This is a genomic window from Acinetobacter wuhouensis, from assembly GCF_001696605.3.
In the GTDB taxonomy this organism is placed as follows: Bacteria; Pseudomonadota; Gammaproteobacteria; order Pseudomonadales; family Moraxellaceae; genus Acinetobacter; species Acinetobacter wuhouensis.
In genome coordinates this window covers 2,107,720-2,130,950 of the sequence record NZ_CP031716.1, presented here as the reverse complement: position 1 = coordinate 2,130,950, position 23,231 = coordinate 2,107,720, and the positions used below count along the sequence as shown (strand labels likewise).

Genomic DNA, 23,231 nt, shown 5'->3' with positions numbered 1-23,231 from the left:
ATTTTAAGTTGCTCTGTTAAAGTTAAATCATCTTTTTACTTTAAAAGATGATTTAATGACTGATGCGTAGGATAAAGAATATCTGAAATTTTGCTACAACCATTTTCTTGTGCAAATCTTAGTGTAATTTTCTTTTTATAATCGACACCTGAAATCATGACATTTACTTGAGTATTGGAAATTTGGGTGATGTTATAGCGTGGTTTTTCAGGTAAATCTTGTGCATCGGTTAAAATATCAAATTCTAAATTACACAGCATCTGGGTTTTAGTTTGGCATTTATTGTCATTATCAATTTTTTTAGCCAGCGGTTTTGTCAGGTATTTTTCTAAGTTTTGTATACTTGTTGAAGCCAGTGGTTTTACATCATCATTGCGCCCACTGAAATGTTTTTTATACATTTGCTCAGAAAGTTTTTGTGGTGATAAGCATTGCTCTGCAAAGCTGATTGAGCTTGAAAATAAAATGGTCGTCGTTAGAAATATTTTCTTAAATGTGTTTTTAGAATGATAGATCATGTTGAATATTGTTGAGCTAATGATGATTCTATTTTATATCAATGCATTAAAAAATTGCATTTTATAAACTTTTCTTAAGGAAAATGAGTGGTGATACTTTGTAAGTAGTTCATGTTTAAGTATGTTATTTCTAGTGGTGAAAATTGACTACATCCGAGAATTATTAAGTCATTTGGACTTAATACATCTTATTGATTAATAAGATGTATTTATAAATTCTAATTTGAATGAAATGAAAAATTATTTTATCAATTTGACGCTTTTAATGAAACTTAGTCTTTCATTTGCTCCAGGACCAACTATGCGATCTCTGTTGTTTTCAACTTTTATTTCAGCTTGAACTTTTTTCCCAATAATTTTTTTCTTAATGTGCTCACCACCTGACTCTTCATCAGGATCAAACCAATCCCCACATTTCTGATCACAGAAGGCGTGAACTTCTTTATTTTTACTATCTTTAAGGATCAATCCAAGATCATCAACACCGCCACCATTTAAAATGGTATAAGTTTGAGATTTTGCGCTTGAGAATGCACTTATCGATAAAATCATAAGACTCAATATTATTTTTTTCATATTTCCTCTAAATGTCGTGGGATGGATGTTTTAGTTGTCTTATCATAAATTAATCGAATGATTAAAATAAGAAAAGATCTGTAAAAACAGATCTTTTCTTTAACATATACGGACTTTACTCAAAGGTTTCTAGATCAATGTACTTAATGGTCATGGTGTAAATATTCAGGTTGTTTTGGCAACTGTAAACTACAAATCAAACAAATGATCAGCATCACAATCACATAAAGAAAGAAGCTATTTTCATGTCCCATATCTTTGAGCTTAAGTGCAACAGCAGGTGCAGAACCACCAAATATTGCATTACCTACGGCATAGGCGAAGCCGACACCGAGGGCGCGAATATGTGCAGGGAACATTTCAGCTTTAACAAGTCCACTGATTGAAGTATAGAAACTCAGCATAAACATGAGGAAGATCAGTAACAACGTAACGATCACTGCTGAATCATGGAAATAAGGCATTGCAATCACCATCACGGGATAGATAAAGATTGCACAACTCACACTAAACAAAATCATGGAGGCACGTCGACCAATTCGATCAGAAAGCATTCCAAATAATGGTTGAGCACACATAAATACAAACAGTGCAATGGTCATCATATAGCCGACAGTTTTGTCAGCAAAACCGAGACTGGTGATATATGTTTTTGAATATACAGTAATAATATAAAAACACAGTGAACCCGCAGAAGTATAACCAACAACCAATAGGAAGGTTTTCCAATTATGCTTAAATAGCTCAGTTAAGCTACCTGATCCCTCTTTTTTACCTTCATCCTCTTTTAGCGTTTCTTTTAAATGACGACGGGCAAAGAATGAAAGAATTGCAACAACACCACCAATAATGAAAGGAATACGCCATCCACCATTCATTAATTCCTCTTTGGACATCAGTGCGAGCATGATGACGCCAAGTAAACTTGCTAAAAGTTGTCCGCCAGATAGTGTTACATATTGAAATGATGAATAGAAACCACGTTGCCCTTTAAGTGCAACTTCACTCATATAGGTGGCAACGGTACCGTACTCACCACCGACAGAAAGCCCTTGAAGTAATCGTACTGCGAGCAGTAAAAAGGGAGCCAGCATCCCCACATCTTCATAAGTAGGAAGTGCTGCGAATAAAAAAGAACTAATTGCCATGAGAGTGATCGAAATGATCATGGATTTTTTACGACCATAAGTATCACCAATCCAACCAAATAACCAACTGCCGATTGGACGCATAAAGAAACTGGCAGCGAAAACGCCCCACACATAAATGGCTTTGGTTGAGTCATTCATATCAGGTGCGGTAAGCGCATGGGTAAAATATGTTGCAAAAGCAGCGTAAATATAAAAGTCAAACCATTCGACTAAGTTACCCGAAGCAGCACCCACAATCGCCATAACACGATCGCGTTTTTCATGTGGGTGATAGGTGTGTGTTTCACTCATACAATATCCTTATTATGACGTTGAATTTTTTGTTTTTGAAAATAGAACATGATTTTCACAAACTATTTTTTATTCTAGGATTAAAAGATGGATCTATTTTTATTCGGTACAAAAAACACACAGCTAAATACAAGTTTGCCAAAAAATGATGCATTACTTATATTGTGTTTATTTACATGATGTGAGAATTTAGAGCAACTTTACAGATTTTTTTAGTTATTTTATTTATAAAAAATCGGTCAATATTGTTTTTTAGTTCTGGGTTGTTGAATGATTTATCAAAAAAATAAAAAATTTAAGATGGAATAATATGTCTTATCCCACCCTAAATTTACATGGATTCAACTCACTTTCTTTAAAAATGCTGAAATTTCACGACTGAATTTTACTGGTTCAGTTATCAGCGGTGTATGTCCTGATTTTTTAAAAATAATATTTTGTGAATTACTGAGAGAGTTTGACACTCTGAGCTGGCCTTCGATTGGATAAAGTGTAGACAATTGTCCAATAAAGAAGGTGGTTGGGCAGGCAAGTGTTGAAATTGATTGGCGATAATCTTCATTATGATTCAGGTAGTTATCGATATACCATGTTAGATAATCCATCCGACGTATCGGCAACAAATGACGTTGAAGCGTAGGATGTTTGAGTGCCAAATTGAACATGATTGGACTAAGTTTATTACTGCCTTGAATTTTAATGAAATTCAGCCAAATTTGAATAAGCTCAGTACGTGGTTCAAGTGGTAATTCATCAACAAAACGATAGTTTGAGTATTGATGTAAAAATTCAGAAAAATCTTTCAGTAAGCGTTTTATTTTAAAGTATTTTTTTCCAAATAAACCAAACTCCCAGTTTAAATCACTTGGAATCTTTGGTGTTTGATCGATATGCAAATAGGCTTTTAATTTGCTTTGTAGGTCGCCATATTGCATGCCGTGCATTGCCGTAGATGCGCCCATGGAATAGCCCATCAAGATAAAATTATCTAAATCCAAATGTTGAATTAGACAATCTAAATCACGCCAATGGTTTGGAATTGCGGCAATATCTTGTGGAATTTCACAGGCTTTTGAGCCACCAAATCCACGCCAATCAGGAATATAAAATTTATATTGTTTAATATTTGGTAATAAAAAAGGCAGCCACTGCCAACTATGCATACCTAAGCCAGAGAGCACCATTACAGGTTCGCCTTGACCAATTTCACGAACAAATAATTTTTCACCATCAGGCATTGTATAAAACGGCATAGTTGTACCTATATTTTAATTTTGCGAAAATTTCTTCAATTGAGGGATGATGGTTTCAAGCCAATCAATCCAACCCATCTCAAGGTTAATACCCAATTGTAAAATCATTTTATGAATAAATAATGTTCTGTCAGTGTCATCTTCGTGTTGGAAATCTTTTGCGAAGATTGATTGATAGACTTTCAATTTTTCTTGATGTAATTCTAAATGACGTTCGAGTTCAGGTAAAACGGTATTTCCACCAAATTGTGCTTCGGCACGTAACCGTACCATGAGTTCTTCACGCAGTTGCGCAGGTGGGCTTTGTTTGACCATCCAATCTGCCAGTTCAGTACGCCCAAGTTGTTCAACTTGATAGGTTTTTTTGCGACTATTTTCAGATTCTTCCTCAATGGTAGAAATCCAACCTTTTTGTAACATGCCATTGAGTTCTCTATAGATTTGCTGATGTGTTGCATTCCAAAAGAACCCCATTGATCGGTCAAAACGCCGCCCCAAATCGATACCTGTGCTTGGTTTTTCGATCAAACTGGTGAGGAGTACATGGGCTAAGGACATTTTGTTACAAATCTCAAAAAAATAGCTGTCGAGTCATTATGCAACATGTTGCATAAAAATCAATTCTCGCTTATAAATAAAACATAAATTTTTGCAACAAGTTGCACTAAATTAAAAAATTGCAAATATCACAAGCCAGCGAAAGCAGCCAAGGAGTATTCATGTCTAATTATCCGCATTTACTTGCGCCTTTAGATTTAGGCTTTACCACATTAAAAAACAGAGTGTTAATGGGTTCTATGCATGTAGGGCTTGAAGAAGTCGATGGTGGTTATGACCGTATGGCTGCTTTCTATGCAGAACGTGCAGCAGGCGGTGTGGGTTTAATTGTGACAGGTGGTATTTCACCGAATGATCATGGGGTGACATTCTTTGGTGGTTCTAAACTTGATACTGTAGAAGAAGCAGAAAAACATAAAGTCATTACCCAAGCCGTACATGATGCAGGTGGGAAAATCGCATTACAGATTTTACATACAGGGCGTTATTCTTATCAGCCTGAGAATGTTGCGCCATCAGCGATTCAAGCACCGATTAACCCAACTAAACCACATGCTTTAACGTCTGCGGAAGTACAACAAACGATTGCTGACTTTGCCAATTGTGCAAAAATGTCACAGATTGCAGGCTATGACGGCGTGGAAATCATGGGTTCAGAAGGCTATCTGATCAATGAATTTATCGCAGCACGTACCAACCATCGTGATGATGAATGGGGCGGTAGCTATGAAAACCGTATTCGTTTCCCGATAGAAATTGTGCGCCGTACCCGTGAAGAAGTCGGTGAGAACTTCATCATTATCTATCGTTTATCTATGCTTGATCTGGTTGAAGGTGGTTCAACCCTTGAAGAAGTCATTCAGCTTGCGAAAGAAATCGAAAAAGCAGGCGCAACGATTATCAATACAGGGATCGGCTGGCACGAAGCACGTATTCCAACGATTGCGACTAAAGTTCCTCGGGCTGCATTTACATGGGTGACGAAGAAGTTAAAAGGTTCAGTGAATGTGCCTTTAATTACCTCAAACCGTATCAATACCCCTGAAATGGCTGAACATGTTTTAGCGCAGGGCGATGCGGATATGATCTCAATGGCTCGTCCAATGCTGGCAGATTCACACTTTGTTGCGAAAGCTGAACAAGGCCGTGCAGATGAAATCAATACTTGTATTGGTTGTAATCAGGCGTGTTTAGATCACATTTTCTCTATGAAAATTGCCACTTGCTTGGTGAATCCACGTGCATGTTATGAAACTGAACTGATTTTTAAAGATTCCGCAAATGTTAAAAATATTGCAGTCATTGGCGCAGGACCTGCGGGATTAAGTTTTGCAACTTATGCAGCAGATCGTGGTCACAACGTCACGATTTTTGAAGCATCTAATCAAATTGGTGGTCAGTTCAATATTGCCAAAACCATTCCGGGCAAAGAAGAGTTTTATGAAACTTTACGTTATTTCAAACGTAAAATTGAACTGCAACCGAACATTAAATTGCTACTGAATCACACAGCAACGTATGAAGAGCTCAGTGCCGAAAACTTTGATGACATCGTGGTTGCAACAGGTGTAACACCACGCCATTTAAATATCGAAGGCATTGATCATCCAAAAGTATTGTCCTATATCGAAGTGTTACGTGACCGTAAGCCAGTCGGTAAAAAAGTTGCGATCATTGGCGCGGGTGGTATTGGTTTTGATACGGCTGAATATTTATCACATGAAGGCGAAAGTGGCAGTCTAAATCCTCAGAAATTCTATGATGAATGGGGTATTGATACCACTTATGAGCATGTCGGCGGTCTGAAAGCCCCTGAAGTTGAACAGTCACCACGTGAAATTTATTTACTGCAACGCAAAACAAATTCCGTTGGCGCAGGTCTGGGGAAAACGACTGGATGGATTCACCGTACAGGTTTAAAACACCGTCATGTCAATATGATTCCGGGAGCAAGCTACGACAAGATTGACGATCAAGGTTTACATATCACCGTGGGTGAAAAAACCATGATTTTAGATGTCGATAATGTGGTGATCTGTGCAGGGCAAGAGCCATTCACAGCGATGTTTGATCAGCTTCAGGCGGATGGTAAATCTGTGCATTTGATCGGTGGTGCGAAAGAAGCGGGCGAGCTGGATGCGAAACGTGCCATTCGTCAGGGTGCTGAATTGGCGATGGTGATCTAACGGTAAGCTCCCTCTCCCTTTGGGAGAGGGTTGGGGAGAGGGAGTTAAGGATTTTAAAGTCATGATTTTAGTTGTTTTAAATTAAAAATTGAAATAGAAACTTTTATCTTCTTTTAAAAGCACCTCTCCCTTGCGGAGTACACTTTTCATCTCCTGAAAGGAGAGGGAATATCACGTATTTTTAATGTGAGATTCTCCCTCTCTTGCGCCATATATGGCTCAAGGAGAGGGTTAGGGAGAGGTGTTTTTGAGCTTTGCCTCCCCTCATCCCAACCTTCTCCCATAGGGAGAAGGGGCTTTCATTGTGAAGTACATCTCATCTCCTGAAAGGAGATGGAGCTAAATTTAAAAGGACATTAAAATGAGCTACACAAATTCCAAACCTGCTGTTCAAAAATGGCATGAAATGATAAAAACACGTGACATGGGTATCCTCAGTGAATTACTCGCTGATGATGTGGTGTTTCGTTCACCTGTGGCATTTAAGCCTTATGAAGGGAAGCAGGTGGTTTACTTTATTTTGACCAATGTGATTCAGGTATTTGAAAACTTTACGTATCACCGTGAATTCTTTACTGAAGATGAGCAAAGTGTGGTGCTTGAGTTTTCTGCAATTGTGTCTGAAAAACAACTGAAAGGCATTGATATGATTCGCTTCAATGAACAGGGTCAAATTGTTGAATTTGAAGTGATGATTCGTCCAAAACAAGGTTTAGAGGCGTTGGCTGTACAAATGGCTGAACGTTTCGCTAAATATCAGCCTGCATAATATTTCACGTATTAATGAAATATTTTCGTACTTAACTTGTGACTTAAATATTTTGCCACTTAAATCGTTTGTCACTTAAATTGTTTGAAATTCAGAATGTATTCGTACATTCTGAATCTATTCGGTAATTGATCTTTTTTAAATGATGCTAAGCGCATAGGTATTTTCAAAATGGTCAGCCAACGGGAATCAAAATGTCTATATTCAATGCTACGCTTAATAGAGCGACTCAACTGACGCAAACTGTTCTTGATCAAGTCACAGGTGCTGAACTGCCGAAATTGTATTATAAGCCAGAGGGTCAAATGGCTGAAATACTTGAACAGTTGCCACAACTGCATGATAAATATCGTCCAACGCCTTGGCTGAGTAATACCCATGCACATTTGCTGTATTTTGATATCATTAAGAAAAAAACCATCAAGTTGGAATATGATCGACTCGATCAACTGACCATGCAAGATGGTGGAATTACCGCGATTTCGTGGTATGGCTATGATTTGCCGAAAAATACCCCAACCGTTGTCATCATGCATACCATTACAGGAACGCCTGCGAGTATGCGTGAATTGGTTAAAGATTTACATGAATATACAGGTTGGCGGATTGCCCTGTGTTTACGTCGTGGGCATGCAGGTTTACCAATGCCAGTACCACAAATGTCGATCTTCGGTTCAACGTCTGATCTAAAAGAGCAATTGGTTTTTATCCAAAAGCAATTTCCACAATCTGAACTTTATGCGGTCGGTTCATCGGCAGGGACAGGTTTATTGGTACGCTATTTGGGTGAACAGGGCGAAGATACGCCATTTAAAGCCGCGTTTGCAATGTGTCCAGGTTATGACACAGAGTTAGGTTTTGAAAATGTTCATCCTTTTTATACCAAAATCATGACCAAAAAATTATTTCAGTCATTCATAGAGCCTTATGAGCAGATATGGCGTCAAATTGGTTCAGTGCAAAAGGTTCTACAAACCAAGACTTTGCAAGAATTTCAAAATGAATACTATGAAATGGCAGGTTATGCTGACTATCAAAGTTATTCTCAAGCCATTAATCCAATCTATGTATTTGAAAACGTGAAAATTCCACTCATGATTTTAAATGCTGAAGATGACCCAGTCTGTTCGATTAAAAATTTAGAGCCATTTAAGCAGACCATTCAAAGTATGGAAAATGTTGCAGTTGTTACCACAAAAAAGGGCAGTCATTGCGGTTTTTATGAGGGCGTACAAACTAAGTCTTGGGCATCGCGTTTGATGGCAGATTTTTTAAAGCAGTTCTAATTTATTTTGAGCATGGCTTTTAATGTGAGTTCAGATCTTAAAAGGCGGTACTCATTTAAAACTCAAATAAAAAAACCAGTCTAAATGACTGGTTTTTTTAATGCTAAAACTAAAATTAGTTTTTAAGCGCAGGTGTCGCAGCGGCAATCGCAGCGGCAACAGCGTCATCTTCAGTTTGCGCTGTACCAGAACTTGCTTTTGGAGCAGGTTGTGGTTTAGGCGCAGTTTGAGCAGTTTCAGTTTTTACTGACTCAGCTTTAGCCGGCTTAGGTTCTGGTTTCGGTTGAGCTTGTTCAGGCTGAGTATTTTGAGTCGTCGCATGTGCTTCATGCGTAGTTGTACGAATTTCAGTTATAGTATTGGCTGTTTCAGTACGACTTACTTCTACATGTGCTGGAATTTCTTCTTGCTGAGTTTCTTGAGCTGTATTTTGCTCAACACTTGGAAGACTTTGGAATTCAGAAGCTTCAGAAGCAGATTGAGTATTCTCAACATTTTCTTGCTCAGTTTCTTTAGGCTCTTCTTTTTTTACACAAGCGGAAACAAGGAGTGCTGTCGCAATTGCGCCACAAATTAAAAATTTCTTATTCATAATTACTCAAAACAAAACAGATTAAAGAGATGTCGTTAGTATAACAGCAAAATGATATTTAAAAATCACCTAATCAAGTGCTAAATTTTTATTGGAAATGCTGATAGAATAGCCAATTGTTTATTGTTCTATGAATTGATGTGAATTGACTTTGCTTTCTAGGTACAAGGTAAAGTAAAATCGCACAACATTGTAGGCCAATTTAGGCTCCATTGTACGAGAAACTTAATGACCCATTTTATATTCGTCACTGGTGGTGTTGTATCATCACTAGGTAAAGGTATTTCAGCTGCTTCAGTTGCTGCACTTTTAGAAGCCCGTGGTTTAAAAGTAACCATGGTCAAAATGGATCCATACATTAATGTCGATCCTGGGACTATGAGCCCATTTCAGCACGGTGAAGTATTTGTCACTGAAGATGGTGCTGAAACTGACTTAGATTTGGGTTATTACGAACGTTTCTTACGTCGTGCTAAAATGACCAAATTGAATAACTTTACTTCAGGTCGTGTTTACCAAGATGTTTTAAATAAAGAACGTCGTGGTGATTACCTTGGTGGTACTGTCCAAGTTATTCCACATATTACGGATAATATTAAAGAACGTGTTCTTCGCGCAGGCGAAGGCTATGACGTGGCTATCGTTGAGATCGGCGGTACAGTTGGTGACATTGAATCTCTCCCATTCATGGAATCAGTACGTCAGTTAATGGTTGAACTTGGTCATAAGCGTACCATGTTGATGCATTTAACATTATTGCCATATATCAAGTCTGCTGCAGAATTAAAAACTAAACCAACACAACATTCTGTTAAAGAATTATTGTCGATTGGTATTCAGCCAGACATCCTGATTTGTCGTACTGAACATGATGTCGATGCAGACACAACACGTAAAATCGCGTTATTCACTAACGTAGAAGCACGTGCTGTTGTGGTCTGTAAAGATGCACGTTCAATCTATCAAATTCCACGTACATTCTATGAGCAAAATGTTGACGATTTAATTTGTGAACGTTTTGGTTATAACGATCTTCCTGAAGCAGACCTTTCAGATTGGGATCATGTTGTAGAAGCATTATTGAACCCTGAATACACAATCCGTGTTGCGATGGTCGGTAAATATGTTGAACTTCCAGATGCTTATAAATCTGTGAATGAAGCACTTTTACATGCGGGTATTCAAAATCGCGTAAAAGTTCAAATTGACTATGTTAATGCAGAAGAACTTGAAAGCCAAAATCCAGCAGAAGTATTGAAAGATGCTGATGCAATCCTTGTACCAGGTGGTTTTGGTGAACGTGGTACTGAAGGTAAAATGCAAGCGATTCAATTTGCACGTGAAAACAATGTACCATTCTTAGGTATTTGTTTAGGTATGCAATTGGCTGTGATTGAATTTGCACGTCATGTTGCAAATATGCCAGAAGCGACTTCAACTGAATTTAACCGTTCGACTAAATTCCCATTGATTGGTCTAATCACTGAATGGTTAGATGAACGTGGTGAAATTCAACATCGTAGCACTGAGTCAAATCTTGGTGGAACAATGCGTTTAGGTGCTCAAAAATCAGAATTGGTTGAAGGCACTAAAACACGTGAAGTCTATGGCAAAGCTGAAATCACAGAGCGTCATCGCCATCGTTATGAAATGAATGATCGTTTCATTCCTGCAATTGAAGAAGCAGGTATGAAAATTTCAGGTTATTCATCTGTACAACATCTTGTTGAAACAGTAGAAATTCCTGAACATCCTTGGTTTATTGCTGTACAATTCCACCCAGAATTTACCAGCTCACCACGTGATGGACATCCATTATTTGCTGGCTTTATTGATGCTGCGAAAAAACAGCACCAAAATAGCAAATAAGTTTAAGGACACGACTAGGAAGTTTAAATGTCACAATTAAAACCACAAGAAATTGTACGTTTAGGCGATATACAAATGGCAAACCACTTGCCATTTGTATTATTCGGCGGAATGAACGTACTTGAATCGAAAGACTTAGCTTTTGAAATTGCAGAAACTTATGTAGATATTTGCAAACGCTTAGAGATTCCTTATGTCTTTAAAGCGAGCTTTGATAAAGCCAATCGTTCGAGCTTACATTCGTTCCGTGGTCCTGGTTTGGAAAAGGGCATTGAATGGTTAGGTGACATTAAAAAACATTTTAATGTGCCGATCATTACCGATGTCCACGAACCTTACCAAGCAGCACCTGTTGCTGAAGTTGCAGATATTATTCAGCTTCCAGCTTTTTTAAGTCGTCAGACTGATCTTGTTGAAGCAATGGCGAAAACACAAGCCATTATTAACATCAAAAAAGCACAATTCCTTGCACCGCATGAAATGCGTCATATTCTGAACAAATGTTTGGAAGCAGGAAATGACAAATTGATTCTGTGTGAGCGTGGTTCAGCATTTGGATATAACAACTTAATCGTTGATATGCTTGGCTTCGATACTATGAAAGAGATGAATGTGCCGGTGTTCTTTGATGTGACACATGCGCTTCAAACACCAGGTGGTCGTGCAGATTCTGCGGGTGGACGCCGTGCGCAAATCACCACACTTGCACGTGCAGGTATGGCGACAGGTCTTGCAGGTTTGTTCTTAGAAGGGCATCCAGATCCTGAAAAAGCCAAATGCGATGGACCTTGTGCATTACGGATGTCTCAGTTAGAGCCATTCTTAGCACAGCTGAAAGAATTGGATACCTTGGTCAAAGGTTTCAAAAAGCTAGATACACACTAATTTTTACAATTAGATGCGCCTGAAATATGGCGCGTCATTTTATTAATCAACTGAGGAATTGTTCATGAGTCAAATCGTTGACATTCGTGCACGTGAAATTTTGGACTCTCGTGGTAATCCTACCATCGAAGCAGACGTTATCCTAGACTCTGGCGTTGTTGGCCGTGCATGTGCACCATCTGGTGCTTCAACTGGTTCTCGTGAAGCTTTGGAACTTCGTGACGGTGACAAATCACGTTACTTGGGTAAAGGTGTTCGCACTGCAGTTCAAAACGTAAACGGTCAAATCAAAGACTTATTAAAAGGTCAAAACGTATTTGAACAAAAAGCGCTTGATGACAAAATGATCGCGCTTGATGGCACTGAAAATAAAGAAAAATTAGGTGCTAACGCAACTTTAGCGGTTTCTTTGGCTGCTGCTCGCGCTGCATCTGCTGAAAAGAAAACTGAATTGTTCCAATATATCGCTGACTTACGTGGTCAAACGACTTTATCTATGCCTGTACCAATGATGAACATCATCAATGGTGGTTCGCATGCAGATAATACTGTAGATATTCAAGAGTTTATGATTGAGCCTGTAGGTTTTACTTCATTCTCTGAAGCTTTACGTGCGGGTGCGGAAATTTTCCATTCTTTAAAATCTGTACTTAAAAAACAAGGTTTAAATACAGCTGTTGGTGATGAAGGTGGTTTTGCACCTAACCTTCGCACTAACGAAGAAGCGATTACTGCGATTCTTGAAGCAATTGGTCAAACTGGCTATAAAGCAGGTTCTGACATCATGCTTGCGCTTGACTGTGCATCTTCAGAATTCTATAAAAATGGTCAATATGTACTTGCAGGTGAAGGTAATAAAGCATTCACAAGCAACCAATTTGCTGACTATTTAGCGGGTCTTGTGAAGCAATATCCAATTATCTCTATTGAAGATGGTTTGGATGAGTCTGACTGGGAAGGCTGGGCTTACTTGACTTCGATCCTTGGTGATAAAATTCAATTGGTTGGTGATGACTTGTTCGTTACAAATCCTAAGATTTTACAACGGGGTATTGATGAGAAAATCGGTAACTCGATCTTAATCAAATATAACCAAATCGGTACTTTGTCTGAAACTTTAGATGCAATTTACCTTGCGAAAGCAAATGGTTATAGCACTGTAATTTCTCACCGTTCTGGTGAAACAGAAGATTCTACAATTGCAGATCTTGCTGTGGGTACTGCTGCGGGTCAAATCAAAACGGGTTCACTTTCACGTTCTGACCGTATTGCTAAATATAACCAATTGCTTCGTATCGAAGAATTAACAAATGCAGTTTACCGTGGTAAAGCTGAATTTAAAGGTTTGAATTAATCGTTATTGATTGATTTAGATTGAAAAAACCACTCTAAAAGAGTGGTTTTTTATGTATAACGCGTGCAGAAATTGGAAGAATGTTTGGAATTAATCATAATGATAACGGCACATCACAATAATAATTGATTCTGTTGTGACTTTATAAACGATGCGATTTTCTTTATCAATGCGTCTTGACCAATAACCACTGAGATCATGTTTGAGAGGTTCTGGTTTGCCAACTCCATCAAATGGTGATCGTTTAATGTCTTTTATCAATGTATTAATTCTTTTGAGTGTTTGTTTATCCGTAGATTGCCAATAAAGGTAATCCTCCCAAGCCTCATTGCTCCAACTTAAAATCATTCTTCAATCAGCTCATGGTTTATTGTTTTACCTGCTTCAATTTGTGCAATTGAATCACGCAATCTTTTTGCATTCGCAGGGCTTTTTAGCAAATGGGCTGTTTCTTCATAGGCATTAAAATCTTCTAAGCTGATCAAGACGGCTGTTTGATTATTTTGCCGAGTCACTAGTACAGGGGAATGATCATCAATGACACCATCTAATACAGTTGCTAAGTTTTTACGAAGATCCGAATATGTAACAATTTTCATAACAGCACCTTTTAAATTGAGTACACGTTATTGTACATATTTTTGTACAATGTCAGCAACCATTCAATATGTTCAACTGTTACAGATCGTGTTTTAAATTTTGAATGGCGCAGCGCTGATATAGAGAATTTTATTTGAATAACTATTTGATAATCGTGATCAGTAATTTCATCTTGAAATTGTGTCCGAAACTGTAGATGTAATAATTAAGATTATTCACCATTTGCATATTTACCACAGTAAAGCGTTCACCATGCAAAATATTTGATGTATATTAGCACCTTAATTTAACGCTGTGACATAAGACAAAAATACATGCTAGACGTCTTTAAAACCACTTCAAGTAAAGTGATTGCCGTACTCGCGATCGTCATCGTAGCGGTACTTCAATACCGCTTTTGGTTCGGTGCGGGAGGGCATTTTCCGCATCAAGCACTTGTACAGCAAATCGAACAGCAAGCTGAAGTCAATGCCGACCTAAAAGAACGCAATCGCATCCTTGCTGCCGAAGTGTATGACTTAAAAAATGGCGCGGAAGCCATCGAAGAACATGCACGACTTGATTTAGGTTTAGTAAAACCACACGAAACTTTTGTGCAAATGAGTACCATCAGTACCCATTACAAACCGATTATTACAGATCCAAGTTTAAACAATTCAGGAACAAATGAAGACAGTGAACCAGCACCAGAAGAACCGTAAAATTTGGGCAATTATTCCTGCTGCAGGTACTGGAAGCCGTTTTTCAAAAACTGAACTGAAACAATATCAAATCATCCAAGACCAAACTGTCTTAGAACATACGATAGAACGTTTAAATGATTTACCACTCACAGGTTATGTGTTAGCAATCGGTGAGCAAGATGAATACGCACAAACATTGCCACTTAAAAATAAGCAAATTAGTCATTTTTGTCTTGGTGGTGCAGAACGTGTTAACTCTGTTTTAAATGCATTGAATTACTTAGAGCAATTCGCTCAAGCAGATGATCTTGTATTTGTACATGATGCCGCACGACCATGCGTAACAAAAGAATGCCTTGAAGATCTCATCCAAACAGCAATTGAACAAAACTGTAGTGCAATTTTAGCGATCCCTGTACGTGATACTTTGAAATTGGTTGAGAATCAAAAAGACATTCACAAAACAGTGAGTCGTGAACAGTTGTGGCAAGCGCAGACCCCACAAATTTCAACATTTGCAACACTTAAAAAAGCGATAGAAACAGCTTTAGAGAATGATGTTGTCATTACAGATGAAGCCAGTGCCTTAGAACATATTGGTGAAGCGGTACAAGTAGTCATGGGACGTTCAGACAATATTAAAATCACTTATCAAGACGATTTGGAATTGGCACGACTCATTTTACAATCACAGCAGTAATCCTAAAGAAATAGTTTAAAATTCTAAAATGAGAGATTTTCTCACTCAGCATTTATCTTTATAATCACGTAAAAATAAAGCTTAATTTAAGATTTTTATATGACGCCATCGCCACAATATAAGTTTTTACGCCAATCAGTTCGAGATGGTTTAAGTTTCAACCAAAACACGTCCAGATGGGATAGATTACATCTCGATCCGTGGTTGCTCGGTTTATTGATTATTAATATGGTCTTAGGGCTATTGATGGTCTATAGCGCATCTTCTGAAGATATGTCGATGGTGATTCGCCAAGGTGTCAGCTTCGCTGTTGGTTTCGTTGTGCTTTTTTTATGTGCGCAAGTACCACCCAAAGTATATCAAGCCATCAGTCCTTGGTTCTATTTGTTTGCCATACTATTGCTCATACTTGTATTGCTGATCGGTGATGTGCGCTTAGGCGCAAAACGCTGGTTGACCATTCCAGGCATAGGCAGTATGCAACCCAGTGAATTTATGAAATTTGCCATGCCGCTGATGATGGCGTGGTATTTTTCACGGATGCCTTTACCACCGAAATTTCGTCATATCGTTGTTGCACTGATCATTATGATGGTGCCATTCGTTTTGGCATTATTACAGCCCGATTTAGCGATTGGTATTGTGATTGGTGGTGTATTTGCATTGTTCTTGAGTGGTATGTCTTGGTGGTATATCGGTGGGACATTGGCGGCTTTGGCATGTGCATTCCCGATTATTTGGACGTTTGTACTGCAAGCCTATCAAAAGAAACGTATTTTGACATTATTCGATCCAGAGTCTGATGCTTTAGGTGCGGGATGGAACATTATCCAATCGAAGATTGCTATTGGTTCAGGTGGCTTGTCTGGGCGGGGCTTCTTAGAGGGTACGCAGTCACAATTGGGTTATTTGCCTGAACATCATACCGATTTCATCATGTCGACCTATGCCGAAGAATTTGGCTTCATGGGCGTGTTCTTTTTATTCGCGCTTTATACTGCGATTATCTTTAGATGCATGATGATCAGCCTAAACTGCTTCCATAACTATGGGCGATTATTGGCAGGTACGATAGGTTTATCGGTGTTCTTCTATGTTTTTGTTAATTCAGGTATGGTGAGTGGAATTTTACCAGTAACAGGTGATCCATTGCCATTAATGAGTTATGGCGGAACAGCAGTAATCGCTTTATTGGCCAGCTTTGGGATTGTGATGTCGATTCACACACATCGTTAAAATAAATGATCTAAATATTTAAAATTGTAAATTAATAATAGGGTATTTATAAAATACCCTTTTTATTTGAATAAGATAGAAAATAAAAAGAACAGATCTAATTATTCTAATACTTAAGCATGATATAAAACTATATTGCGTAATTTATATGAAATGCTACATTGAGAATTGATCAATATATTTTTCTAAAAGTATAACTTTTTATTATAGTTTTTAATTAAAAATCTAATTTTTTATATAAGGTTCAGTTCTGTATGCATATTATTATACTTGGTGCAGGCGTTATCGGTACAACCTCAGCTTATTATCTAAAACAAGCAGGGCATGATGTGACGGTGATTGATCGACAGCCGAATGTTGCTTTAGAAACCAGTTTTGCCAATGCTGGACAAATTTCCCCTGGCTATGCATCACCTTGGGCTGCGCCTGGCATTCCACTCAAAGCATTTAAATGGATGTTTCAGCCCCATTCACCATTGGCAATTAAACTGACAGGCGATATGTACCAGTACCAGTGGATGGTGCGCATGCTCGCAGAATGTAATATCAATCGCTATCAAATCAATAAAGAACGCATGGTGCGAATTTCAGAATATAGTCGTGATTGTTTAGATGATTTGCGTACTGAAACAGGAATTCATTTTGATGAACGCCAGCTAGGAACTTTACAATTATTCCGTAAACAAGAACAGTTGGATGTTGCGGGTAAAGATACCGAAGTTTTAAAGCACGAAGGTGTGCCATTTGAATTATTAGACAAAGCAGGTGTTATTCATGCTGAACCTGCGTTAGCACATGCGACGGTTGATTTTGTTGGTGGCTTACGTTTACCGAATGACCAAACGGGAGATTGTCAAAAATTCACGACAGAATTGGCTGAACTCGCGGCTGAACAAGGTGTTCAATTCTTGTTTAATTCCAGTATAGAAAAAATTGAAAAGGATGCAGATCAGATTACAGGGATCTTACTCAGTGATGGAACTCGAGTAAAAGGAGATGCCTATGTGATGGCACTTGGCAGTTATAGCCATGAGATGCTCAAGCAGTTAGATATAGATGCACCTGTCTATCCACTCAAAGGATATTCGATCACCACGAAGATTTTAGATCCAGCATTATCACCCGTATCGACGATTTTAGATGAGTCTTATAAGATTGCTCTGACACGTTTTGATGATCGTATCCGTGTGGGCGGAATGGCAGAAATTAATGGTTTTGATCGTTCCCTAAAAGCCAGTCGTGAAGATACTTTGTTGATGGTATTACAGCAACTTTTTCCAAAAGCCAGTGATATTTCAGATGCACATTTCTGGACAGGTTTAAGACCTGCAACGCCTGATGGAACACCAATAGTCGGTAAAACAAAATTTAAAAATTTATTCACCAATACTGGGCATGGCACGCTGGGTTGGACAATGTCATGTGGTTCGGCAAAATTATTATCCGATATTATTTCTGGGACGACACCGCAAATTGAATATGATGATTTGAATGTATTCCGCTATGATTCAGTGAATCATTGATAAAAATTGAAAGAAATTGGTCATTAAGTATTGTTTTAATTTTAATCAGTGGCATATTAATTGCTATATACAAGGAAAGATGATTGCAGGAGAGAAGTCTTCTGACTCGCCGAAGGAGCAACGACCCCGGAAACTCTCAGGCAAAAGGACTGTAATCATTGTAAAACTCTGGAGAGAAGCCATTCTATTGAAAATAAAAAGAAATGGCTCACCGAAGGGGATGGTTTAACCTAAAGATTGATTATAAATGACTTAGGTTTTATCGAAGCTCTCAGGTACACATGACAGATGGGGCATACATTGACAATGTATTTTAGGACGAATGAAACGTCTTGAACATTACATTTCAAAGGAGTGTGCGTATGTGTCATGTCGTCGTTATTGGTTCAGGAATTACAGGTGTAACTTCTGCTTATGAACTTGCTCAATTAGGTTATCAAGTTACTGTTATTGATAAACATTTATTTCCTGCGATGGAAACATCTTTTGCCAACGGTGGACAGCTGTCTGCCTGTAATGCAGAAGTTTGGAATCAAAAATCAACTGTACTCAAAGGCATAAAATGGATGGCAAAAAAAGATGCCCCATTATTGCTCAATCCGGCATTTGATTTGCACAAATATGCGTGGTTAGTTGAGTTTCTTGGCAATATTAAACATTACGAAGCCAATACGTGCGATACGGTCAAAATGGCACTGTTGGCACGTCAAAGATTATTTAGTATTGCAGAACAAGAAGGTATTGATTTCGACCTAGAAAAGCGTGGAATTTTGCACTTCTATCATTCTGAAGAAGATTATAAGGTAGCAACTGCTGTCAATAATTTACTTTGCAAAGGCGGGTTGGAGCGCCATGCAGTGACACCTGAGGAAATTAAATCAATAGAGCCAAGTTTAACTGGTGAATATTATGGTGGTTTCTATTGTCCAGGTGATGCAACTGGTGATATTCACAAATTTACTATGGGGCTTGCGAAAGCTTCGGAAAAGTATGGGGTGAAATACATCTTTGGCATGGAAGTAGTGAATATTGATCACACTTCTACAGGTGTAAATATTCAATATCACAGCAGTGGCGAAAATGTGAATGGTCAAGAAAGCCATGCTAAAGTCATTGAACAAATTAGCGCAGATGCAGTTGTGGTCTGTGGTGGAGTAGGTAGTTACCAGTTAGCCAATCAATTGGGTGATCGCGTTAATGTCTATCCCGTCAAAGGTTATTCAATCACAGTGCAACTCAACGATGAGAAAAGTATCAATGGCGCACCGTGGGTCAGCTTGCTTGATGAAAGCGCCAAGATTGTGACTTCTCGCTTAGGTGCAAATCGTTTGCGTATCGCAGGTACAGCGGAATTTAATGGTTATAACCGAGATATACGTTCAGATCGTATTCAGCCTTTAACGGATTGGGTGAATAAGAACTTCGATATTTCAACTGAACATTGTGTTCCATGGGCAGGTTTAAGACCGATGATGCCAAATATGATGCCTGTGGTAAAACGTGGAAAACGTGAGCGGGTATTCTATAATACAGGGCACGGACATCTGGGATGGACGCTTTCTGCTGCAACAGCAGTGATGATCAGCCAAGAAATTGCCAGTTCACATCCAATCTAATCGATTGGATTGAAAATATATTTCAGCATGAACATTTGATTCATGCTGAAAATTGATTTTAAAAATTTTAAAATAAATGCATGCAAAAGTTATCAGTCATAACATTTACAATGCTTAACTTTGGACAATTCATGTTATTTCACAGGTTTTTGTTCAAGCTTTGGTGATGATTTAGGTGCTTCACCTACATTTTTATTGATCTCTAATACGTGTTTAGATCGTTGATTGTTTAATAATTTTATTTCAGAATGCACACTGCTTTGTAGGCTGTTACAAACCTTTGGATTTTGCTCTAGATAAGCTTGGTATTCTCGTGAATATCGTGAAAACCAGTCTTGAAATGCTTTTGAATGACGCATTGTATCGAAAAGTTGTTCATCGAGAATATCTTGAGGTGTGTAATTATCTTTTTCGGTAAATTTTAATAACTTGAGAAAATATAATACTTTCTCTGGTTGATCTAATAATGCATAGAGTTGTGCACTTATCGTATTGTTCCGTTGAGTATTATCATCCTGATGTGAATTGTAAAATGCTAAAATTTTATTCTGGTTTTGTTTTAGCCAAGATTTTGCTTGCTGAGGATAATACGCTTTTAAATACTGATCATAATATTTGACCAATATAAAAAAATTACCAGAATCATAATCCATGTTAGGTTGTTCGAGTAATTCAAATAAAAAAGGCTGTAATGTTTGTATTAATGCTTTTTGTTGATCTTTCCTGATCTTTTGTTTATCAAGTGCATTGAGAAGCTCACTCAGTACAGCGTAGTAATGGTGTTTATGTTGCTGATTTTCTGTATTAATTTCTTGATTTTTTTCAGCATATTGCTTAGATTTTTCTAAAAGTTGGGTGCGTATCTGTTGGTGTTGATCATCATCGAATGGTACGGAGTTGCGCGCATAGAAAATAGAAATATTGTAGAGAAGATTTTCATCATAAGGTGAGTCTTGTAATAATTTTAAATAAGTATGTTCAGCATTTAAAAAATATTTCTCAGATAAATCTATGCAATGATGGAATACTAAATATTCAGAATAAGCTGCATTTAAGTTGGCAAAATCTAAATAAAGATTATCCCTATTTTCAGGTATTTTCCCTTGCATATTCACTGATTGAGTATTGAGTGAAAGAATATACGGTGTCATGATTTGTAGTTCGGCTAGAATTTTTGCTTCATCTGTTTTTTGAATATGATCAGGATTGGTAAATTGTTGACTAAATTTTGAGAATTTTTGATTTTGTTTATTTTCAGCACTCATTTCAAAAGATGAGCATGCGTAGAACTGTGTGATCAATAGAGTGAGTAAAATCGTCTTTTTCATAGAGCATGTATTTTTATTTTAACTTTGATCATTATTATCTCTTAGGATAAATGTTGAGTGGGTATGATATTTGTTGAGTTAGATATTTATGAGTGAAATAAAAAGAAGTCACGTATGACTTCTCTTATTTAAATTTTGACGATTCAAAAACTTAAAGTTTGGTAAATATTTCTTCTTTGTTTAAACGTGACTTAGGCAATGAAGCATTGAAATCTGCATCACTACGATAACCTAGTGTCATGAGTACAGATGGAATCAAACCTTTTTCGTCTAAACCTAATTCCTCGGTGATAATCGTTTCATCAAAACCACCGATCGGTGTTGCATCAATCCCTTCGATTCCTGCTGCAAGGAGAGCTTGCCCAAGTGCAATGAAAGTTTGGTTTTCTGCCCAACGTTGAATATCACCTTTTTCAGTACGGTAATAATCTACATAACCTGAACGGCTATCTTTTTGACCTTGTTTGGCTTTTTCATCTTTAAAACGACCGCTTAAATCATCTTGACTCAATAGATTTGCTAAATGTTGTTCAGTAATATCAGATTTGGTACAAAAGAGAATGGTATGTGATGAGTCTAAAACTTTAGGTGCGTTATAAGCATATTTTCCAACCAGTGCTGTGGCAATACGTTGTTTGGCCGCATCATTATCTGCAATGAAAAAGTGCCACGGTTGGATGTTGATCGAAGATGGCGTTAAACGTAGGATTTCTAGTAACTTTTCGAATTTTTCTTGCGGAATTTTCTTAGTTGCATCATAAGCTTTGGTGGTATAACGTGTTTTTGATACGTTTAATAAATCCATGAGCTGTCTCATATATCGTAAATTTTCGATATTATAGACACATTTCAGATAATTTGAATCTTTTGAAACGTAAATAAGCGTGAATTTTCACGGTTCAAACGCAATAAATTGTGGATCAACTCGCTCGACAAGCCATACACCATTTTCAGCCTGATAAAATTTAATCCCACGATGATACATTTCTAAGGCATTGATACTCAGAATACGTGGTTTACCATAACGCTGACCAACTGCTATAGCTGTTTCGATATTTTCTGATAAATGTACATACTGACGTTCCTTGGGAACTAATCCATGTTGTTTGATCGAGTCAATAAACCGTTCGGCAGTACCATGAAAAAGTATTTCTGGTGGCATCTTTTCGGTAAACGTTCGATCCACAGTAGATGTGGAGTGACCTTGTACAGCACGGATTTTTAAACCATCACTGTTGATTTGAAAACGTTTTTTATCACTATTTTCAACAATTGAATTTAGCGTAGTTCTATCGATTCTGAAATTATTGACAGGTTCAGCGTTGTTTATAAGTTCTTCAATATTCGCCCAACCTTGCTGATCCAATTTTAATTGAATTGATTCAGGCTGATGTCTGAGGATAAAACTCAAATATTTACTTATTTCTTTATCATTCATGATGAATATCCTTTGTTAGATATTCTCTATTTTATCTTCCAATTAAAAAAATTCCATTGTCCATCATCATTCACTTCTAGAATCATTGCTTCAGATGTTTTTTCACGCCAATCGCCTAAAACAATACGTGGTTTTCCATTTACATCATGGATTTCAGGGCGGTGGGTATGTCCATGAATCAATACATCAACCTCAACTAAGGCAGTTTCAACAGCTTGTGCATTTACATCCATAATGGCATAGCTTTTAGTTTGATTGGATTCACGACTTTTTTTACGAAAACCATTGGCAAGTTTTTGTCTAAAACTTAAAGGTGTACTTTTTAATAAGCCTAAAATAATCGGATTACGAATAATTTTACGGAAACGTTGATAAGAAACATCATCGGTACACAGGGCATCGCCATGTTCGATTCTAAATTTTTTATTTCCAATATTTAGGGTATAAATCTCGGGTAGGAGTTTGCCATTGAATTGATTGAGAAATTTCTGACCTAGAGCAAAGTCGCGATTACCTACTAAAAAGAAAACTTGATTACCTGATGATGTGAACTGTTTTAAAGCAGTGACAATTTCATCTAACCATGGGGCAGTGTAGTCATCGCCAATCCAAGCGTTAAACCAATCGCCTAAAATATAGAGTTGGGTTGGTTGTGTGGCATTATTATTTTGATATTGTTCCAATAAAGCTAAAAACCCCCGAACGAGTCGAGGGTGATCTGGTGACAAATGTAAATCAGCGATAAACAGATGGGTCACTATTTTATTTTACCTATTTTAGAATCCCCCTTGCGGAGCAATGCTCCTCACCCACCTTTAT

Annotated in this window: 23 protein-coding genes and 1 riboswitch; of the genes, 11 read left to right on the top strand and 12 right to left on the bottom strand. The window is 37.7% G+C overall.

What is annotated here, in order from left to right; genetic code table 11:
• Nucleotides 1–35: 35 nt before the first annotated feature.
• The 5 genes from BEN71_RS10850 to BEN71_RS10830 all read right to left on the bottom strand — a co-directional run bounded on the left by BEN71_RS10850 (nt 36) and on the right by BEN71_RS10830 (nt 4,347).
• The gene (locus BEN71_RS10850; RefSeq protein WP_068974302.1) at nt 36–518 is read right to left on the bottom strand and encodes a DUF3828 domain-containing protein; all 483 of its coding nucleotides are present in this window, start codon (nt 516–518) and stop codon (nt 36–38) included.
• A 240-nt stretch (nt 519–758) separates the two neighbouring features.
• Nucleotides 759–1,094, bottom strand: a complete 336-nt coding sequence (locus tag BEN71_RS10845) for a hypothetical protein (RefSeq protein WP_068974301.1) — start codon at nt 1,092–1,094, stop codon at nt 759–761.
• A gap of 143 nt (nt 1,095–1,237) precedes the next feature.
• Complete coding sequence (locus BEN71_RS10840) at nt 1,238–2,536, bottom strand: MFS transporter (protein ID WP_068974300.1); 1,299 nt, start codon at nt 2,534–2,536, stop codon at nt 1,238–1,240.
• A gap of 341 nt (nt 2,537–2,877) precedes the next feature.
• Complete coding sequence (locus tag BEN71_RS10835) at nt 2,878–3,789, bottom strand: alpha/beta fold hydrolase (protein WP_068974299.1); 912 nt, start codon at nt 3,787–3,789, stop codon at nt 2,878–2,880.
• A 15-nt stretch (nt 3,790–3,804) separates the two neighbouring features.
• Nucleotides 3,805–4,347 (bottom strand): PadR family transcriptional regulator, encoded by a 543-nt coding sequence (locus BEN71_RS10830; RefSeq protein ID WP_068974298.1) that lies wholly within the window; start codon nt 4,345–4,347, stop codon nt 3,805–3,807.
• A 161-nt stretch (nt 4,348–4,508) separates the two neighbouring features.
• Between BEN71_RS10830 and BEN71_RS10825 the strand changes: the two genes are divergently transcribed.
• The 3 genes from BEN71_RS10825 (at nt 4,509) to BEN71_RS10815 (ending at nt 8,588) form a co-directional block, all read left to right on the top strand.
• Nucleotides 4,509–6,533, top strand: coding sequence for an NADPH-dependent 2,4-dienoyl-CoA reductase (locus tag BEN71_RS10825; protein ID WP_068974297.1), 2,025 nt, complete (start codon nt 4,509–4,511; stop codon nt 6,531–6,533).
• A 361-nt stretch (nt 6,534–6,894) separates the two neighbouring features.
• Nucleotides 6,895–7,302 (top strand): nuclear transport factor 2 family protein, encoded by a 408-nt coding sequence (locus BEN71_RS10820; protein ID WP_068974296.1) that lies wholly within the window; start codon nt 6,895–6,897, stop codon nt 7,300–7,302.
• Nucleotides 7,303–7,496: 194 nt separating this feature from the next.
• Nucleotides 7,497–8,588, top strand: coding sequence for a YheT family hydrolase (locus BEN71_RS10815; protein WP_068974295.1), 1,092 nt, complete (start codon nt 7,497–7,499; stop codon nt 8,586–8,588).
• A gap of 115 nt (nt 8,589–8,703) precedes the next feature.
• Here the strand turns inward: BEN71_RS10815 and BEN71_RS10810 are convergent, their stop codons facing one another.
• Complete coding sequence (locus tag BEN71_RS10810) at nt 8,704–9,180, bottom strand: prolipoprotein diacylglyceryl transferase (protein WP_068974294.1); 477 nt, start codon at nt 9,178–9,180, stop codon at nt 8,704–8,706.
• 228 nt (nt 9,181–9,408) lie between these two features.
• Here BEN71_RS10810 and BEN71_RS10805 point away from each other — a divergent pair, with 228 nt between their 5' ends.
• From BEN71_RS10805 to eno, 3 genes are all read left to right on the top strand, one after another.
• Complete coding sequence (locus tag BEN71_RS10805; protein ID WP_068974293.1) at nt 9,409–11,049, top strand: CTP synthase; 1,641 nt, start codon at nt 9,409–9,411, stop codon at nt 11,047–11,049.
• 27 nt (nt 11,050–11,076) lie between these two features.
• Complete coding sequence (kdsA, locus tag BEN71_RS10800; RefSeq protein WP_068974292.1) at nt 11,077–11,934, top strand: 3-deoxy-8-phosphooctulonate synthase; 858 nt, start codon at nt 11,077–11,079, stop codon at nt 11,932–11,934.
• A gap of 64 nt (nt 11,935–11,998) precedes the next feature.
• Nucleotides 11,999–13,288: a phosphopyruvate hydratase gene (gene eno / locus BEN71_RS10795; protein WP_068974291.1), complete on the top strand. Its 1,290-nt coding sequence runs from the start codon at nt 11,999–12,001 to the stop codon at nt 13,286–13,288.
• Nucleotides 13,289–13,378: 90 nt separating this feature from the next.
• On the opposite strand, the gene BEN71_RS10790 is transcribed toward eno, so the two are convergent.
• Both BEN71_RS10790 and BEN71_RS10785 read right to left on the bottom strand, forming a co-directional pair.
• The gene (locus BEN71_RS10790; RefSeq protein ID WP_068974290.1) at nt 13,379–13,636 is read right to left on the bottom strand and encodes a Txe/YoeB family addiction module toxin; all 258 of its coding nucleotides are present in this window, start codon (nt 13,634–13,636) and stop codon (nt 13,379–13,381) included.
• On the bottom strand, nt 13,633–13,887 hold the full coding sequence (locus BEN71_RS10785; RefSeq protein WP_068974289.1) for a type II toxin-antitoxin system Phd/YefM family antitoxin: 255 nt from the start codon (nt 13,885–13,887) through the stop codon (nt 13,633–13,635). The genes BEN71_RS10790 and BEN71_RS10785 overlap by 4 nt, the downstream gene beginning before the upstream one ends.
• 315 nt (nt 13,888–14,202) lie before the next feature.
• On the opposite strand from BEN71_RS10785, the gene ftsB reads away from it, so the two are divergent.
• From ftsB to BEN71_RS10760, 5 genes are all read left to right on the top strand, one after another.
• Nucleotides 14,203–14,589, top strand: coding sequence for a cell division protein FtsB (gene ftsB, locus BEN71_RS10780; protein WP_068974288.1), 387 nt, complete (start codon nt 14,203–14,205; stop codon nt 14,587–14,589).
• Complete coding sequence (gene ispD / locus BEN71_RS10775) at nt 14,555–15,271, top strand: 2-C-methyl-D-erythritol 4-phosphate cytidylyltransferase (protein WP_068974287.1); 717 nt, start codon at nt 14,555–14,557, stop codon at nt 15,269–15,271. Before ftsB ends, ispD begins: the two co-directional genes overlap by 35 nt.
• Nucleotides 15,272–15,370: 99 nt before the next feature.
• Entirely contained in the window at nt 15,371–16,507 is a 1,137-nt protein-coding gene (gene rodA / locus BEN71_RS10770; protein WP_068974286.1) for a rod shape-determining protein RodA, read from the top strand.
• A 254-nt stretch (nt 16,508–16,761) separates the two neighbouring features.
• Nucleotides 16,762–18,030 (top strand): D-amino acid dehydrogenase, encoded by a 1,269-nt coding sequence (locus tag BEN71_RS10765; protein ID WP_068974285.1) that lies wholly within the window; start codon nt 16,762–16,764, stop codon nt 18,028–18,030.
• 76 nt (nt 18,031–18,106) lie between these two features.
• Nucleotides 18,107–18,192: riboswitch (glycine riboswitch) on the top strand.
• Nucleotides 18,193–18,392: 200 nt separating this feature from the next.
• Nucleotides 18,393–19,646, top strand: coding sequence for a D-amino acid dehydrogenase (locus BEN71_RS10760; protein ID WP_068974284.1), 1,254 nt, complete (start codon nt 18,393–18,395; stop codon nt 19,644–19,646).
• A gap of 134 nt (nt 19,647–19,780) precedes the next feature.
• Here the strand turns inward: BEN71_RS10760 and BEN71_RS10755 are convergent, their stop codons facing one another.
• The 4 genes from BEN71_RS10755 to BEN71_RS10740 form a co-directional block, all read right to left on the bottom strand.
• Entirely contained in the window at nt 19,781–20,974 is a 1,194-nt protein-coding gene (locus BEN71_RS10755) for a hypothetical protein (protein WP_068974283.1), read from the bottom strand.
• Between the two features lie 151 nt (nt 20,975–21,125).
• Nucleotides 21,126–21,779: an oxygen-insensitive NAD(P)H nitroreductase gene (gene nfsB, locus BEN71_RS10750; protein ID WP_068974282.1), complete on the bottom strand. Its 654-nt coding sequence runs from the start codon at nt 21,777–21,779 to the stop codon at nt 21,126–21,128.
• Between the two features lie 87 nt (nt 21,780–21,866).
• Nucleotides 21,867–22,412 (bottom strand): RNA 2'-phosphotransferase, encoded by a 546-nt coding sequence (locus BEN71_RS10745; protein WP_068974281.1) that lies wholly within the window; start codon nt 22,410–22,412, stop codon nt 21,867–21,869.
• Between the two features lie 26 nt (nt 22,413–22,438).
• Nucleotides 22,439–23,170, bottom strand: a complete 732-nt coding sequence (locus BEN71_RS10740; protein ID WP_068974280.1) for a UDP-2,3-diacylglucosamine diphosphatase — start codon at nt 23,168–23,170, stop codon at nt 22,439–22,441.
• Between the last annotated feature and the right edge of the window lie 61 nt (nt 23,171–23,231).

Coding starts and splice junctions, on each gene's coding strand:
- BEN71_RS10825 (WP_068974297.1), top strand. CDS start 4,509: ATGTCTAATTATCCGCATTTACTTGCGCCTTTAGATTTAGGCTTTACC.
- kdsA (WP_068974292.1), top strand. CDS start 11,077: ATGTCACAATTAAAACCACAAGAAATTGTACGTTTAGGCGATATACAA.
- eno (WP_068974291.1), top strand. CDS start 11,999: ATGAGTCAAATCGTTGACATTCGTGCACGTGAAATTTTGGACTCTCGT.
- BEN71_RS10820 (WP_068974296.1), top strand. CDS start 6,895: ATGAGCTACACAAATTCCAAACCTGCTGTTCAAAAATGGCATGAAATG.
- rodA (WP_068974286.1), top strand. CDS start 15,371: ATGACGCCATCGCCACAATATAAGTTTTTACGCCAATCAGTTCGAGAT.
- BEN71_RS10815 (WP_068974295.1), top strand. CDS start 7,497: ATGTCTATATTCAATGCTACGCTTAATAGAGCGACTCAACTGACGCAA.
- BEN71_RS10755 (WP_068974283.1), bottom strand. CDS start 20,974: ATGAAAAAGACGATTTTACTCACTCTATTGATCACACAGTTCTACGCA.
- BEN71_RS10760 (WP_068974284.1), top strand. CDS start 18,393: ATGTGTCATGTCGTCGTTATTGGTTCAGGAATTACAGGTGTAACTTCT.
- BEN71_RS10835 (WP_068974299.1), bottom strand. CDS start 3,789: ATGCCGTTTTATACAATGCCTGATGGTGAAAAATTATTTGTTCGTGAA.
- BEN71_RS10785 (WP_068974289.1), bottom strand. CDS start 13,887: ATGAAAATTGTTACATATTCGGATCTTCGTAAAAACTTAGCAACTGTA.
- BEN71_RS10845 (WP_068974301.1), bottom strand. CDS start 1,094: ATGAAAAAAATAATATTGAGTCTTATGATTTTATCGATAAGTGCATTC.
- BEN71_RS10850 (WP_068974302.1), bottom strand. CDS start 518: ATGATCTATCATTCTAAAAACACATTTAAGAAAATATTTCTAACGACG.
- BEN71_RS10810 (WP_068974294.1), bottom strand. CDS start 9,180: ATGAATAAGAAATTTTTAATTTGTGGCGCAATTGCGACAGCACTCCTT.
- ftsB (WP_068974288.1), top strand. CDS start 14,203: ATGCTAGACGTCTTTAAAACCACTTCAAGTAAAGTGATTGCCGTACTC.
- BEN71_RS10830 (WP_068974298.1), bottom strand. CDS start 4,347: ATGTCCTTAGCCCATGTACTCCTCACCAGTTTGATCGAAAAACCAAGC.
- BEN71_RS10745 (WP_068974281.1), bottom strand. CDS start 22,412: ATGAATGATAAAGAAATAAGTAAATATTTGAGTTTTATCCTCAGACAT.
- ispD (WP_068974287.1), top strand. CDS start 14,555: ATGAAGACAGTGAACCAGCACCAGAAGAACCGTAAAATTTGGGCAATT.
- BEN71_RS10805 (WP_068974293.1), top strand. CDS start 9,409: ATGACCCATTTTATATTCGTCACTGGTGGTGTTGTATCATCACTAGGT.
- BEN71_RS10790 (WP_068974290.1), bottom strand. CDS start 13,636: ATGATTTTAAGTTGGAGCAATGAGGCTTGGGAGGATTACCTTTATTGG.
- BEN71_RS10765 (WP_068974285.1), top strand. CDS start 16,762: ATGCATATTATTATACTTGGTGCAGGCGTTATCGGTACAACCTCAGCT.
- nfsB (WP_068974282.1), bottom strand. CDS start 21,779: ATGGATTTATTAAACGTATCAAAAACACGTTATACCACCAAAGCTTAT.
- BEN71_RS10840 (WP_068974300.1), bottom strand. CDS start 2,536: ATGAGTGAAACACACACCTATCACCCACATGAAAAACGCGATCGTGTT.